9 protein-coding genes and 1 pseudogene are annotated in these 16253 nt (G+C 58.8%); 9 read left to right on the top strand and 1 reads right to left on the bottom strand.

Translation table 11 applies throughout. The features are described from left to right. Positions 1-7 precede the first annotated feature (7 nt). Entirely contained in the window at positions 8-3415 is a 3408-nt protein-coding gene (locus VMU57_RS11905; RefSeq protein ID WP_325383657.1) for a carboxypeptidase-like regulatory domain-containing protein, read from the bottom strand. 774 nt (positions 3416-4189) lie between these two features. Between VMU57_RS11905 and VMU57_RS11900 the strand changes: the two genes are divergently transcribed. From VMU57_RS11900 to VMU57_RS11860, 9 genes and pseudogenes are all read left to right on the top strand, one after another. Further along, complete coding sequence (locus VMU57_RS11900) at positions 4190-5386, top strand: hypothetical protein (RefSeq protein WP_325383655.1); 1197 nt, start codon at positions 4190-4192, stop codon at positions 5384-5386. Positions 5387-5472: 86 nt separating this feature from the next. Beyond that, a complete protein-coding gene (gene queG, locus VMU57_RS11895) occupies positions 5473-6624 on the top strand; it encodes a tRNA epoxyqueuosine(34) reductase QueG (RefSeq protein ID WP_325383653.1) in 1152 nt (383 codons plus the stop codon). Between the two features lie 46 nt (positions 6625-6670). Next, positions 6671-7630 carry a YihY/virulence factor BrkB family protein gene (locus tag VMU57_RS11890; RefSeq protein WP_325383651.1) on the top strand — a complete coding sequence of 320 codons (960 nt, stop codon included), beginning with the start codon at positions 6671-6673 and terminating at the stop codon, positions 7628-7630. 11 nt (positions 7631-7641) lie between these two features. Beyond that, positions 7642-9810 carry a PP2C family protein-serine/threonine phosphatase gene (locus tag VMU57_RS11885; protein WP_325383649.1) on the top strand — a complete coding sequence of 723 codons (2169 nt, stop codon included), beginning with the start codon at positions 7642-7644 and terminating at the stop codon, positions 9808-9810. Between the two features lie 57 nt (positions 9811-9867). Next, positions 9868-10311 (top strand): MbcA/ParS/Xre antitoxin family protein, encoded by a 444-nt coding sequence (locus VMU57_RS11880; protein ID WP_325383647.1) that lies wholly within the window; start codon positions 9868-9870, stop codon positions 10309-10311. Further along, complete coding sequence (locus tag VMU57_RS11875; RefSeq protein ID WP_325383645.1) at positions 10308-11024, top strand: RES family NAD+ phosphorylase; 717 nt, start codon at positions 10308-10310, stop codon at positions 11022-11024. The genes VMU57_RS11880 and VMU57_RS11875 overlap by 4 nt, the downstream gene beginning before the upstream one ends. Before the next feature lie 147 nt (positions 11025-11171). Further along, positions 11172-13391, top strand: a complete 2220-nt coding sequence (locus tag VMU57_RS11870) for a glycoside hydrolase family 3 N-terminal domain-containing protein (protein ID WP_325383643.1) — start codon at positions 11172-11174, stop codon at positions 13389-13391. 43 nt (positions 13392-13434) lie between these two features. Continuing rightward, positions 13435-15747, top strand: coding sequence for a GH92 family glycosyl hydrolase (locus VMU57_RS11865; RefSeq protein WP_325383641.1), 2313 nt, complete (start codon positions 13435-13437; stop codon positions 15745-15747). Positions 15748-15780: 33 nt separating this feature from the next. After that, positions 15781-16253 (top strand): annotated as a pseudogene (locus tag VMU57_RS11860) (hypothetical protein); the annotation flags it as partial.

Raw genomic sequence — 16253 nt, 5'->3', positions numbered from 1 at the left:
CTTGCAGTTAAAAGATTACCTTTAGTGCGGCCTGAATTTGACGCGCACCGGTGGTGAAGTCGTTCTGTCCTAGCTGCGATTGCGAGATGCCGAAGGTGGGGGAGGAGATGGTCAACGAAGGTTGCGGCGGAGAGGCGAGGTTGGGGTGGTTGAAGACGTTGTAGCTCTCGGCGCGGAAGACGAGCTTGACCTGCTCGTGCAAGGTTTGCGTCTTTTGCAGGACGACGTCGGTGTTGATGAAGCCGGGGCCGTAGAACTTGTTGCGATGGATGGAGAGGTTTTCGCCGTAGGGCTCGTTGGTGAAGGCGGCGGCGGAGGGGCCGGTGATCTTACCCGCTGCGACGATGGTTCCGCGATGCGAGGGGTAGGGGGCTCCGATGAGCTGTGGCCGGTCTGCGGCGTCGGTGTGGAGGCTGTCGGTGGTGCCACGGAGATCGAAGGGAAGTCCGCTTTGCGCCTGCTGGATGCCGGAGATCTCGATGCCTTCGAAGAGGTGGCCGACTAAGCCGCTGCTGAGGTGCGTGGTGCCGATGCCGATGGGCAGGCTGTAGGTGGCGGCGACGGTGCCGCGGTTGCGAACGTCGAAGTCGGAGTTGCCGTACTCGGGACCGAGGTTGAAGCTGTTGCGCGGGAAGAAGGAGTCGCCTGCACCGGGTTTGATGGGGTCGCTGCCGTTATCGAGCGAGTGCGACCAGGTGTAGCTGCCGGTGAGGGTGAGGCGTCCGATCTGGCCTGAGAGCCGGGCCTGCAGGGCGTTGTAGTTGCCGCTGGCGACCGAGGTCTCGAAGGCTTCGTGGTAGAAGGCGTTGTTGTTGACCATGGGGCCGAAGCGGGTGCCGTTGGCGTCGGTGCCGCCGGTATAGAGCGCGTTGAAGGTGAGGGCATCGGGGAGGACACCGGCGGCGATGGCTGCCTGAACGAGATTGGGTTGGGGCGGGGCTCCGTCGAGGGCGCGGAGAGCGTGCGTGGTGTGGCTGCCGACGTAGTTCACTTCGAGCGTTAGGTTGTTGCGGAGCAGATGCTGAATGCCGAGGTTGTAGGTCTGGTTGGTCGGCATCTTGAGGTGGGGATCGATGACGACGGGTGCTCTAAGAAACTGGCCATTGGCGATATTTGCAGATGGGGTGAGTTCGCCGGGGAAGGGGAGGTTGGAGACGGTTGGGGTGTCGGGGGTTCCGTCGAAGGGGTAGTCGTTGGTCTGGGCCTGATAGGGAGGATTCGATTTTGCGCTGCCGAAGAGGTTGTCGAAGACGCGATCGTGGAAGATGCCGAAGCCGCCGCGAATGGCGGTTCTGCCGTCGCCGTTGAGATCGTAGGCGAAGCCGACGCGCGGCTCGATCAGCCCCGAATTGTTGGCGTAAAGCTGACGCCCGGTTCCGGGGCCGACGGAGGTGAAGGTGAAGTATCCGGCGGGCGGTACGGCGGCGGAGGCGTCGCCGTAGAAGTTGGCGAGGTCGCCGTCCTTCTCGTAGGGAACACCGTTGAAGGCGTAGCGGAGGCCGAGGATGGCGGTGAATCGCGAGTTGACCTTCCAGGTGTCCTGCGCGAAGAGTGCGCCCTCGTGCTGGCGGAAGCGGGAGACATCGTTGGCGCGGCGGACTCCGGCGCGGGTGAAGAACTGGTTCTCGGAGGAGTTGGCGACGGCTCCCTGCGCGCCCCAGATGAGGTCTTCGAAGCCCCGCACACTGGGCGAGCTGTGGCTGCCGTAGAAGCTGTAGGAGGGGTAGCCGAAGATGGTGAAGTTATCGAGCAACAGAGTGTTGCGTGAGCTGAAGTTGTCGAAGTTGTTGTCCTTGACGCTGCGGTACTCGCCGCCGAATTTGAGAGAATGCGCGCCACGGGTGTAGGTGAAGGTATCGGCGAAGAGGATGGTCGAGCTAAGCCGCGCCTGGGCGTTGCTGTCGCCGAGCACGGCACAGCCGAAGGTGAAGAAATAGGGGATGTTGATGTCGCGGCCATTGCCGAAGGTATCGGTGCCGGTGAGAGCGTCGATGGCTGCGTGGTTGCAGAAGTCGCCGCTATTGCTCTGGTTATAGCCGCCGCGGACGAGATTGGTGGCGTGGGCGGAGAGCGAAGAAGCGATGGAGATGACACCGTTATGTGCGGTGCTGATGCTGCTGAAGTTGCCGTAGCCGGGCAGGACTTCGTCGTGGAGCGGATCGCTCTCGGCGGCGTGGCCGTAGATGTAGCGCACAGTCAGTTGATGTTTGTTGGTCAGCTTCTGGTCGAAGCGTCCGGTGAGGTTGTAGGAGTTCAAATTGTCTGGTGAGGGGAAGAAGTAGGTGGTGCTGACGCCGTCGCCGTTATCGGCCTGACCGACGGGGGCGAGATTGAGGATTTTGGCTATGAGAGGGTTCTGGGGAAGGCCGGAGAGGTTGTCGGAGTTGGTGATTGGATCGGCGGTGAGATCGACCGGTGTCTGGCTGCCTCCGATGGGGTCGGTGTAGGTGAACTTTCCGGTTCTGAAGGCGGCGGTCGGGGTGGTCTGATGCTCTGTGCGGGTTGTGCGGAAGCGCTGGGCCTCGCCGTTGAGAAAGAAGAAGGTGCGGTCCTTCCAGACGGGGCCGCCGAGGGAGGCACCGAAGTCGTTGCGGACGTAGGGATCCTGCGGGCCGTTTTCTTTTTTGTTGAAGAAGTCGCGCGCGCCGAGTGCGTTGTAGCGACCGAACTCGTAGACGCTGCCGTGAATGGCATTGCTGCCCCCACGGGTGACGACATCGATGATGGCTCCGGTGTTGCGTCCGAACTCGGCGTCGAAGTTGTTGGTGATAACGCGGAATTCCTGCGTCGAGTCGGGATTGGCTGCCGAGATGCCTCCCTGGCCGCCGGGAACGGAGGTGTCGTTGTTGTCGGCGCCGTCGAGCATGAAATTGTTGTTGCGGTCGCGCTGGCCGTTGACGGAAAAGCCGCCTACGTTATTTGTGGCGGTGACGACTCCGGGGGCCAGGAGAACTAACTGGTAGGGGTCGCGCAGAATGAGAGGCAGGTCATTGATCTGCCTGGCGTCGACGACGGTCGAGAGCTGGAAGCTATCGGTTTCGACGGGAGCGGTCGCGACGTCCTGCACATCGACCGAGGTGGTTGCGCCGGCCACCGAGAGGGTGAAGTTGAGAGGAAGCGTAGCTGCGATGTTGAGGACGACGTTTCCGCGGGCGAGCGTCTGGAAGCCGGGTGCGGAGACGGAGACGGTATAGATCGAAGGAGGAAGGGCGGCGAAGTTGTAGAGACCTGCCGATGTGGTGATCGCCTTGCGCGTGAGGCCCGTCGAGCCGGATGTTGCGATAACGGTCGCGTTCGACACCACGGCTCCAGCCGGGTCAAAGACCTGGCCGGTAACGCTGCCGGTCTGCGCGAATCCAACTCCAGCCATGGCAGCGAGTGCCAATAGCGCGGTACACATGCTTGCTAGACGCATGAACAAACTCCTGGATCAAAACCGCAATATTATTCTTCAGTGATTCCTGGATCGAAGCCACGCCGCCTTAACTGAATCAGGACAGGGAGAGACTGACTCGCTGGCGTGGAGTTGGCGGAGAAGGAGCCCGTTAGAACTTGTTGGATCGCGGTGAAAGATCGGCCATGCTGAAAATAATCAGCCTATCTCTACAAAAATGAATCGGCCTATCTATATATCTGTTTAGCCATGACTCTGTATATCTGCTAAGCCATGCCTCTTGTTTCTGGGGAATCAGAGTCATGGAAATCCATGGAATAAAAATTGACGGATCTTTCAAGTCTGAACTCTAAGGTAATTTCGAACGGGCGTATAGGCTTATAAGAGCAAGAGCCATAGATGCTTAACAGCATCATTGGTTTTGGTTATCCCTGTTATCCCCCCTTTGGGGGATGGGAGAGTTCTACTTGTTCTCTATTCTCGCTTAGTGGACTCGTCGTAGACCCGTATGTCTTGAGCCCATAAAAGTAAAGTCAGCCGGACGGCTGCGCGATGGCGTGGGCGAAGTTTCTGAGATGAGTTATGAGTTGCTTTCCGGGGCCGATCGGGTGGGCGATGTGCTGAAGACCATCGTTTGAAGTGGAATCAGAGTGATGTCGATGCGGGTGGAAGAGGGCATGGCTGGGTTGCCAGTTACCGGTTACGGTGTTGTGATGAAGCTGAGACATTTTGAGAATTGTAATGCTGCGAATGGCATAAGCGATTCGAGGAGAGTGATTTGGGCACGACTGATCTATGAGTAGGGAAGAGAGCTTTCAGAGCATCGCACCAGTGGCCAGGAATTGGGATGAACGGACGGCGATCACGCTGACAAACGGCCTGGTGGAATTGACGTTGCTGCCGGGAGGCGGCCATCTCGCCCATTGGGGCTTTGCCGGGGAGCATGGGCCATCGCGGGAGAATGTGCTCTGGGAGGCGCCCTGGAAGACCGCCGATCCGGGATCTCCCGCCCACGCGGCCATTGCAGCATCGTTTCATGACGAAGAGGCGGGAAGATATCTGGCTTCGTATACAGGGCATGTGCTCTGCCTCGATGGCTTTGGCGCACCCAGCGCAGCGGATGCGGCCAAGGGGGTTTCGCTGCATGGCGAGGCCCCGACGGCAACGTGGGAATTCACCACAGAGCAGGAGAACAAGGCCTCTGGCAGTGCGGAGTTGCCGGTGGCGGGTTTGCGCGTGGAGCGCGAGTTTTTATTGGCGGCGGGGGAGAGCGTGTTGCGGGTGGACGAACGGGTGACGAACCTTCGAGCGGCGGAGCGTCCGCTGCATTGGGTGCAGCATTCGACCTTCGGCTCTCCATTGTTTACCTCGGGCAAGGGACGTGCGACTGCGTCTGTGGAGAAGGGGGTGACTCTGCCGCGCGACTACGATGGTCCCAATCTGCTGGCGTGCGACAAGACGTTTTCATGGCCGTATGCTCCGGGGGCCAACGGCGAAAGCATCGATCTGCGTGAGCTTTTTGGGAAGTGCGGCACGGGATTTGTGGCGGCTACGCAGCAGGCAGCCGGGCGGGAGCATGGTTTTGTCGCGCTGTGCCATGCAGAGATTGGGCTGGCTGTCGGTTATGTGTTTCGCGTCGAGGACTTTCCCTGGGTGACGCTGTGGGAGGAGAACCACGCTCGGGATGCGGCGCCCTGGCTTGGGCGGGTGGAGGCGCGGGGCATGGAGTTCGGTACGACGCCGATTCCGCTGGGCAACGAGGCGGTCGATGCGCGAGGCCCATTGTTCGGACGGGAGACCTCACGCAGGATCGGAGGGCATGAGACGCTGCGGGCTCCGTGGCTGCTGTTTGTGGCCGAGGTTCCGCAGGGGTGGCGGGAGATCGAAGAGGTGCGCGTTGAGGCCGATGAGATCGTGCTGATGTATGAGGGCGAGAGTGTACGGGTGAGAGTGGGGGGCGCGGCTGCGTTTCTAGAGGCGAAGATCAAGTAGCGTCTTCGGCTGTGTCTTTAGGCGGAACTGGCTTGTGTCAGCGCGCTTTGCGAGACTGTAATCAGAGAGTGTCTTGCGGGGGCAGCGTGGCTGGCGTGTGGGCGGGAGATTGGCGGGAGTGGATTCAGGCGGAGGCCGTCGAAGGTGGCTTTGATACCGCCGGGGTTGCTCCTGTGTATGGCGCGGAGAGCGAGGCTGGCCGGGTCGATGCCGAACGGTTTGCGGGTTGGGTGGAGGCGGGCCGCGCCGGAGAGATGGAATACCTGAAGCGCCGGAACGAGCAGGGGGTATTGCTGCGCAGCGGGGTTGAGGTGGCGATGCCGTGGGCGCGGTCGGTTGTGGTTTGCGCGGTGAACTACAACGGGGACGAACCGCTCTCAATTGTTCCAGCGGAAGAGGGAACGGGCTGGATCGCCCGCTATGCGTGGAGCGGACGCACGGGGGAGGAGGGGAAGCTCGCTCCTTCGGACTATCACGATGAGATGCTGGTCAGGCTGCGACGGGTGGAGGCGGCGTTGCACGAGAGATATGCGTGCGAGACGAAGTGCTATGTCGATACCGGGCCGCTGGTGGAGCGGGCTGCTGCGGCAAAGGCCGGGGTGGGATGGATTGGCAAGAATGCCTGCGTACTGAACCAGGGATTGGGATCGTGGTTGCTGCTGGGAGTAATTGTGACCTCGCTGGAGGTGGCTGAGGGCGAAGAGTTGCAGATCGCGGCGGACCGGTGCGGGAGCTGTACGCGTTGCATCGATGCCTGTCCTACGGACGCGCTGGTGAGGCCGCGGGAGATGGACGCTTCGCGGTGCATTGCTTACCTGACGATCGAGAAGAAGGGAGCGATCGCGGAGGAGCTTCGCGAGGCGATGGGACGGCAGGTCTTTGGGTGCGATATCTGCCAGGATGTGTGCCCGTGGAACAGAAAGGCTCCGGTGGCGGCGAGGGAAGGGATGCTGACGCGGAGGGAGATGGTGAATCCGGCGCTGGAATGGCTGGCGGGGATGGACGCGGCGGAGTTTCGGCGGTGGTTCAAGGGGTCTCCTTTGGAGCGGACACGGAAGAAGCGGTTGCACCGGAATGTGGCGATTGCCATGGGCAACAGCGGGGAGGCGCGGTTTGTGCCGCAATTGGAGGCATGGAGCACGGGCGAGGACGAGGTGTTGGCTGAGAGTGCGCGGTGGGCGCTGGGAAGGATTCGCGGGCTAAAAGAAGAGAGGAAAGCCTCTGTGGGGCTCTGCTAGCATCGAATGCAGCAATAGCTGATTTTTCCGCTGATGCAACTTTGCTATGGCCCCTAGCGTACCCGATAAGACCGTTTCGCCTGAACTGCCTGCCGAGACCGAGCAGGCAAAGTCAGATCTGTTGCCGAAGCCGATTGAAGAGGTGCGGCCAGTCGTGGCCAAAAGTGGCTTCTGGGCGCAGATCGTTGCGCTGTTTCGCTACCTGACGCGGACGGAGGTGCATACCTATGCGTTCAGCGTGGCGGCAAATGCGATTTTGTCGCTGTTTCCGTTTATTGTGCTATTGCTGACCGTGTCGCGTGTAGTATTCCACTCCCGGTCGATGGAGACGGTGGTGGGCGAGATGATGAAAAGCTTTCTGCCGACCGGACAGGACTTTGTGATGCGCAATATGCAGCTTCTGGCGCATCCGCATAAGCGGACGGAGGTGTTCTCGCTGGTGATGCTGCTGATTACCTCGACCGGAGTATTTCTGCCGCTGGAGGTGGCCTTAAATAATGTCTGGGGAGTGAAGGAGAACCGCAGCTATCTGCGAAATCAGGCAGTCTCGGCTGGCCTGGCATTTGGAGTAGGCGTTCTGGCGATGTTGTCGGTCGCGTTTACCGCGGCGCAGAAGACGGTGCTGGCGTGGGTTTTCTTTGGACATACGCAGAATATGGTGTTCAACTTTTTTGCGTTCAGCTTTATGAAGATTTGTGCCGGGATTGCAAGCGTTCTTCTGTTCTTTCTGATCTATTGGGTGCTGCCTAACCGTAAGATTCCGGCACGGGCTGTGCTGCCGACTGCGATTGTGACTGGACTGCTTTGGGAGGGCGCGAAGTATCTTTATATGCGGGCTCTGCCGTGGCTGGATTTTCAGTCGGTGTACGGGCCGTTTTATATTTCAGTGGGCCTGATGATGTGGGCCTTTCTGTCGGGACTGTTGTTGTTGGCAGGAGCGCATTTTTCGGCGACCCGGTATGCGCTGTGGCAGACCCGGCAAGAGGCACTAAGAGGGAAGCAGTGATGCAGGATGCTTTGAGATCTCGGCTGAAAGGATGGGTAAAGAAGCCGCCGACCGGATTGACGGGTGCCGCGTTCTGGCTGGCTCTGTGGTTTTGCGTGCTGCTGGTATTGCGGCTGCTGCCCGGTGGGTGGGGAACGTTCTTCAACTTGACGGAGATCTTTGTTGGAATCGCTCTGGTGTCAGTCGCGGTGCCGCTGATCTTTCAGACGGTGCGGCGGCGAATGCTGTGGAGCCTGCGCAATAAGCTGGTGCTCACCTATCTGCTGATCGGGCTGGCTCCTGTGGTGCTGGTGGTGACGCTGGTGCTGATTTCGTCCTACATCGCGGCCGGGCAATTTGCGATTCACCTGGTGGATTCGCGTCTCCAGGCGGAATTGAGCCAGATGGCCGGAGCCAATGCACATCGCGCTGACCTGATCGTCCAGGTGCTGGGCGGTAAGCCGTCAGCGGAGGAGATGGAGGAGCAGGACAGCGCGGTCAACCGGCTGGATGAGTCGAAGATGCGGCTGCATCCGTCGACCAAGGCGTACCTCAATGGAGCGCCAATTGCGTTAGACCCGATCAGCGAGAAGACCCCGCTGGGGTTGCCCCCATGGGCAGCAGAGCTGAAAGGGGGAGAGTTCCAGAACCTGGTGCTGGATGGCGGAGAGCTGTATCTCGTTGTCGTTCACCAGCGACGGCTGGGTGATGGACGAATGTTCAGCCTGGTGAGCAGCATGCCGGTGGATGGCGAGTTGATGAACCTGATCGCCGATGGGTTGGGGCGTGCCATGCTGTTTCCGGAGAGATTGGGCAATCTTGCCGAAGAAAAACGGGTTGCCGAAGCCGACGGGAAGAGGGTTGCTTCACCATTGGGGATGCCTTCGGGACGCAGGTCGGAGAACACAAGCGGGATTGCGGGTGGCACCGAGCCTCGTGCAGTGAGCCTGTTGGACGTTCGCGTGCGGTTTTTATCGACGACATCGATCAGGGATTGGGGTTCAGGCGATCGCGATAGCATTCTGATCGAGGTGGATTCGCGGCCCACGCTGCTGTACCGTCGGCTCTTTGGAGCGTCGCTGGGCGGCGTCATCACAACCGGGATTCGTGATGGATTGATTGTGCTCTGCATCGTATTCGCCCTGATTGAGCTGCTGGCACTCTATATGGCGATTCGCCTGAGCCGGACGATTACCGCTTCCGTCGCCGATTTATATGAGGCCACCCATGCGGTTGACCGCGGAGAGCTCGGTCACCGGATCGGGGTGAACCGGAGCGACCAGCTTGCGGAGTTGAGCCGATCGTTCAATACCATGACAGGATCGCTGCAGCGGCTGCTGGAGGAGCAGAAGGAGAAAGAGCGTCTGCAGAACGAGATCTCGATCGCTCAGGAGGTACAGGCGAACCTGTTTCCGCACCATGTCTCGAACCTGGGGAGCCTGGAACTGCATGGGGTCTGCCGTCCGGCGCGGTCGGTGAGCGGTGATTACTATGACTTTCTCGTCTTCCATCAAGAGGCGAATGAAGGTGTGCCCTCGCGCCGGGAGACGGGAGTCGGCATCGCGATTGGCGATATCAGCGGGAAGGGAATTTCGGCGGCGCTGTTGATGGCGACCCTGCACTCGGCTGTACGGGCTTATCGTTTTGCGAGTGAGGAATTGATCTACAGCGAGACGAGTTGGGCGGGTCTGATGGCCAGCCGCGAAGAGCGCGGAGGCGATTGCGACGAGCTGTTCGAGTCGCCGGGGCGGATTCTTTCGCTGCTGAATCGGCACCTCTACCGAAGTACGCAGCCTGAGAAGTACGCGACGTTATTCCTGGCGCACTATGACGCGGCTTCGGCCATGCTGACGTACTCGAATGCGGGGCAGTTGCCGCCGCTGGTGCTAGGGCGCGACGGAGCAATTCGCAGGCTCGACCAGGGAGGCACAGTCGTCGGGTTGATGGACGGGATGCACTATGAGGAAGACCGTTTTCAGATGCGTTCGGGCGACATCATGGTGGCCTACTCCGATGGCGTGACCGAGCCCGAGAATGACTTCGGCGAGTTTGGAGAAGAGCGTTTGATGGACGTTGTGCGGCGCTATCGCGATGAGCCGCTGCATGTGATTTCGACGAAGGTGATGCAGGCGCTGGACGCGTGGATCGGGGCTGAGGAACAGCCGGACGATATTACCCTGGTGCTTGCCCGGCAGACATAGGCGTTGCGTTCTTACCATCAAATATGATGAAATAAGTATTCAATATTGGAGGAAGCTATGGCAGCCGCACTCGTCATTCCTCACATCGCCGGATACGCCTTCGATGTCTCCCCGGACCTCTCCAGTCCTACTACGCGTGAACGTCTGAGTCCCGCTGCAATTACGGGCTTTCTGCGCATCATGGAAAAGTGGGAGATCAAAGATCCGGATGCGCGGCAACTGCTGGGGGGAATCTCTTCCGGCTCTTATTACGGGCTGAAAAAGGAACCGAAGCACCGAACGCTTGATCAGGATGCGCTTACGCGTATCTCGCTTCTGCTGGGGATATTCAAGGCGCTGAATATTCTCTATAGCACGTCGCTTGCGGATGCGTGGATGAAGCTGCCGAACAGCAACTCGATGTTTCGAGGGATGACGCCTTTGGCCTACATGATTCAGCGGGGACAGCCGGGAATGCTGCATGTGCGTCAACTGCTCGACGCTCGACGCGGTGGGCAATGATTCCGGCGGTCGCCGATCTCGATCTTGCCGATACGCATCGCCTAATTCCGTCGAAGTACAGTGCGAGTGGCACGGTGCTGTCGAGGCTTACGGAAGACGACACTCTTCTTAGTGACCTGATCGAGCTGGACGGCGCGACGAACGAGCGTCTCCTCGGGGAGGAGGGATTGCTGCCCGGCATTAGCGTTCATGAGCTGGTTTACGGAGTGAGCTATGCCCATATCGTCAATGCTGCGTTTACCCACGCGGGGCCGACTGGCGGGCGTTTCAACAACAGCGAGCGCGGGGCGTGGTACTGCGGAGTCGAGCTCGAAACCTCGATTACAGAGATTGTGTTCCACAAGCTGAGGCAGCTTGAGGAGGTCGATTGGCAGGAGGAAGAGGTCTCTACGTTCGACGACTATCTTGCGGACTTCACCGCACGGATGCAGGACCTTCGAGCGCCCAAGCCGCAGTATCGGCGATTTCTGAAGGCTGGCCCGATCCCCGATTGCTATGCAGACTCCCAACAACTTGCCGCGGTGTTGCTGGCGCAGCAGTCGAACGGAATTATCTACCCCAGTGTGAGGAAGAAGGACGGCAATTGCATCGTCTGCTTCAGGCCGACACTGGTTTACAACGTGCGGGAGGGCGCTCGGCTTGAATTTCGCCTGCGGGCGGGAAGAGAGTTTTCGCTGAGCGATGTTCGTGAGATAAAGCCGCGGAAGCGGTAGGATGGAGCGGAACGAAAGGGAGACAGATTGAGCGTCGGGGAAAACTTTTCTGCTTGGAGTCAGGTCGCTGCGAAGTTTGTGGCTGTGTTTCGGAAGCACTTTGTTAGCGTTGGAAGCTGCCTTGCACTGCTTGGAGCTTTTTGTGTTGTGCCGATTTACCTGATGCCGGGATATAGCGGTATTGTTCAGGCCGCGTCTGATAGCGCTCCCATCTACAAACAGGCAAATGCGCCGATTGAGGTGCGCATCCGTGACCTGATGCATCGCATGACGCCTGCAGAAAAGGTTAGGCAACTCGATCTCTACGCTGGTGCGCCGGCCTTGATGAGCAGACACACCGATGAGACTCACGCCGCCAAAGATGCGGTGTTTTTGCCGGAGAAGGCGGAGGCGCTGTGGGGCGATCTGGGGGTGGGCGGCATCCACGATCTGAACCCGACGCCGGAGCAGTCGAACACGATTCAGCGATGGGTGATCGCGCATAACCGATTGGGGATTCCAGCACTGTTTATCGAGGAAGGACTGCATGGTTTTGATACAGGCACGGTCTTTCCTGCGCCGATCAATCTTGCCGCAACCTTTGATCCTGAACTGGCGCAGCAGACCGGTGCTGCCATCGCGGCGGAGGCACGGGCGACGGGCGTGGGTATGATTTTGGCGCCTGTACTTGACCTTGCGCGCGAGCCGCGTTGGGGACGGGTGGAAGAGGACTTTGGCGAAGATCCGTATCTCACCGGACAGATGGGGCTTGGCTATGTGCGCGGAGTACAGGGTACGAGCCTGAACACGGACCATACTGTCGTTGCAGAGCCGAAGCACTTTGCGGCCCATGGGTCGCCCGAGGGGGGGACGAATACTTCGCCGGTGCATATCGGCGAGCGCGAGTTGCGTAGCGTGATGCTGAAGCCGTTTGAACCGGCGTTTCGCGAAGGCCACGCCATGGCGACGATGGCGGCGTATCACGAGATCGATGGCATTCCCATTACCGCCGATCCATTCCTGCTGAAGACAGTGCTGCGTGGCGAGTGGGGGTTTCAGGGAATGGTGCTTTCAGACCTTGGGGCGATTGAGCGTTTGTACACGGTGCATCACGTTGCGGCTACGCCGAAGGATGCGGTTTGCCTGGCGATACGGTCGGGAGTCGATATGCAGTTCTATGACTTCGACCATCCTGTCTTTCAGAATGCGCTGCTGGATTGCCTGAAAGAAGGCACGCTGCCCGAGGCGGATCTGGATCGAGCGTTATCTGCTGTGCTTCGTTTGAAGTTTTCGCTTGGCCTCTTCGATCGTCCCTTTGTCGATCCGACTCTCAACCAGAGGGAGTATCGTTCGCAGGCGCATCTCGATGTCTCGCTGAGGTCGGCACGCGAGTCGATGACGCTGCTGAAGAATGAGAACCATCTGCTGCCGCTGTCGAAGTCGGTTCGCCATATTGCGATCATCGGGCCGAACGCGGATGTGGCGAGATATGGTGACTATGAAAAAGAGGAGAACGGGGAGCGGATCAGTCTTTTGCAAGGAGTGAAGAGCGCTGTACCGCAGGCGACGGTCGATTTCGATGAGGGCAACGACATAAGCGCGGCGGTGGAGAAGGCAGAAGCTGCGGACGTTGTGATCCTTGGGCTTGGAGAGAAGCAAGGCATCTCGGGCGAAGGGTTCGACCGTTCGGAGCTTGGCCTGCCGGGGCAACAGGAGCAATTGCTTGAAGCTGTCGTGCAGACGGGCAAGCCGGTTGTTCTGGTGCTGGAGAATGGGCGTCCGCTTACGATCGGCTGGGCGAAGGACCATGTCGGGGCGATTCTTGAGGCGTGGTATCCGGGAGAGTTTGGAGGCAGGGCTATTGCCGAGACTCTCTTCGGCGATAACAATCCGTCGGGTCGGCTTACAATTACCTTTCCCCGTAGCGTGGGTCAGTTGCCGGATTTTTATAACTCCGATCCGTCGCGTGTTCATAAGTATGTTGACGATGATGGCAAGCCGATTTTCCCGTTTGGCTTCGGACTGAGCTACACGACGTTCAGCTATGGAGACATTGCTGTTCAGGCGCCTGCTGCGGGAAGCAAGGCCGATATCGTGGTTTCGTTTCAGGTGACGAATACGGGAGACAGAGATGGAACGGAAGTTCCTCAGCTCTATGTGCGTCAGGAAGTGGGCAGTGTGGAGACTCCCGGGCGGTCGCTGGAGGGTTTCACCAGAGTTCATCTGAATCCGCATGAGAGCAAGACGGTGACGATGCATCTGGGGCAGAGCCAACTTGAGGTCTGGAATGTGGAGAGTCGCTGGGCTGTGGAGCCGGGCTATTACACGGTGTGGGTTGGAGGGTCGTCGGAGCCCGCGATGACGGCGCGTTTTCTATTGAAGAAATAGTGCACGCTGAATGGACGATGGGAAGACAGAAGAATGGAGAGCTATGCCAGTACAGAACGGCATGTTTAGAACAACATTGTTTGCAGCAGTGCTGATGGGCCTATCAGGAAGCGCTGTCGCCAGTTCAGCGGTAAAGCATTCGGAGCCGGTGGACTATGTTTCGCCCAACATTGGCGGCATCGGGCAACTGCTGACTGCGACTGTGCCTTATGTGCAGACACCCCATGGCATGGCCCGTCTTGCACCGATCACGACGCCGGGAATCAATGACCGCTATCTGGCGGATAAGATCTATGGGTTTCCGGCGGGCCCCGCGATGTTGATGATCTCGACGGGGAAGGTGAGCACGCAGCCGAAGGACTATGCCTCCACGTTCGATCACGATTTTGAGACAACGACGCCATACTATTACGAAGCAGATCTGCAGAGCTGGGGCATCAAGGCAGAGGTAACAGCTAGTCGGGCGGCGGCCTATTACCGGTTCGTCGTGCCTCCGAATTCTGCGGCTCATGTGGTCTTGAGTATGGAAGACGGGGCGGAGTTAAAGGTTATTGGGGACTCGGTGGTTGAAGGCAGCGAGCGGGTCGGTGGAACCGTTGCGCAGTTGTCGGAGAAAGATGGCGAGACCAGGGAATATTTCTATGCCGAGTTTTCAAAGCCCTTTCGCAAGGTTGAAACATGGCAGAAAGATGCTTTGTCGCAGAGCCGAAACCAGACGGGCAATCACATCGGTTTCGTTGCAGAGGAGTCGGGCGCAGGAGTCGATCAGGTTGAGGTGCGCGTTGGGATTTCGTACATCAGCACGGAGCAAGCGCAGAAGAATCTGAAGGAGCAGATAGCTGGACGCAGCTTCGAGCAGGTGAAGCAGCAGACGAAGGAGCTATGGAATAAGCGGCTGGGAGCGGTCCAGATCGAGGGAGGCAACGAGAGCCAGCGCACGATTTTCTATACCGCGCTGTATCGCTCTCTCGGTCGCATGACCGATATCACTGAAGATGGAAGGTATTTCAGCGGGTACGATCATAAGGTTCACGAGAGCAATGGGCACGATTTTTATGTGGATGACGGCCTATGGGACACCTATCGTTCTCTTCATCCTTTGCAATTGCTTCTTGAAGCTCCTCAGCAGGAGGACATGATCCGCTCCTATCTACGGATGTATGAGCAGAGCGGCTGGCTGCCATCGTTTCCATCGATGGCGGGCGAGCAGGCGGTGATGATCGGGCATCACGCGGCGGCCTATATTCTTGATGCGTATAGCAAGGGCTATCGGGACTTTGATCTTGCGGAAGCTTATGCGGGGATTCGAAAGAACGAAACTGAGGCGACGATGCTGCCGTGGAAGCGAGGTCCACTCACGAGCCTCGACCATGTTTACTTTGATAAGGGATTCTTTCCGGCACTCGCTGCGGGGCAGGCTGAGACGGTTCCCGAGGTCACGGGCGAGCGGCGGCAGGCGGTCTCGGTGACACTGGAGACGAGCTATGACGACTGGTGCACGGCGCAGCTTGCAAAGATTCTCGGCAAGCAGGATGACTATGCCTACTTCATGAAGCTGGCTCATAACTATCGAAATGTATTCGATCCAAAGATAGGATTCATGGCTCCGAAGAGTGCGGATGGGCAATGGGTGACGCCTTTTGATCCGAAGCTTGGTGGAGGGCAGGGCGGCAGGGATTACTTCACCGAGATGAATGCGTGGACTTATACGTTCCACGTGCAGCATGACGTCGCGGGCCTGATCCAGTTGATGGGAGGGCGGGATAATTTCAACGCTAAGTTGGATCAACTTTTTGTCGAGCAATACGGCACGTCGAAGTATCAATACCTGAGCCAGTTTCCTGACTCGACGGGCCTGGTGGGGCTTTATGCGCAGGGTAACGAGCCCAGCTATCACATTCCTTACCTCTACGATTTCTCCGGACAGCCATGGAAGACGCAGCGGCGCGTGCGCCAGTTGATGAATATCTGGTATGGAGATGGGCCGCTTGGAATTCCCGGAGACGACGATGGCGGCGAGACGTCGTCCTGGTATGTGCTGAGCGCGATGGGATTCTATCCCGTCTGTCCCGGCAGCCCGGTCTACGAGATCGGTAGCCCGCTCTTTGCGAAGAGCTCGATTCGCATGGCGAATGGGAAAGAGTTCACGATCATCGCAAACCATGTCTCGGCACAGAACAAGTACATTCAGTCCGCGCAGTTGAATGGAAAGGGCCTCGATAAAGCATGGTTCACTCATGCGGCCATCACAAACGGCGGCACACTTGATCTTGAAATGGGAGACAAGCCCAACAAGCAGTGGGGAGGTGCTCCTGAGGATGCACCACCTTCCATGTCGCCGGTAGTGGGATCCTGATAACTCGAATTAATAGGCTGGCTGGAGGTTGGTATGAAGTATCTTGTTGCCTCGATTCTCTCGTTATCGTTGTGCCATTGCGTCTTTGCACAGCCCACCCCAACCGGCCACACTGATGCACGCCAGACGACAGCATGGCATGACGGAAGATTTCATGTTGACGTGGCCGGCGTGATTGGCCGTTCGGATATTGTGCTGGGGCGAGCGAACGGGGATGCGGGCGAAGCGTTTCCGCTCGGCAATGGTCGGCTAGGAGTTGCGGTTTGGGCCACGGATGGGATGACCGCACAATTAAATCGTGCCGATACACTTCCGGATCGTCTGTCGTCGGGGCAGGTGGTGGTTGCGGGACTTGCGGCGATGACGCAGGCCAAGGATTTTCGAGGACGGCTCGATCTCTATAACGGCGAGATACAGGAGCAGGGCGGTGGCCTGCACGCGACGGTCTACGTCCAGCCCGGGACGGATACGTTGGTCATCGATGTGACCGGTGCGGATGCGGGCGT

Source organism: Edaphobacter sp. (genome assembly GCF_035532915.1).
Classification (GTDB): domain Bacteria; phylum Acidobacteriota; class Terriglobia; order Terriglobales; family Acidobacteriaceae; genus Edaphobacter.
This window is presented reverse-complemented; position numbering and strand designations above follow the sequence as displayed.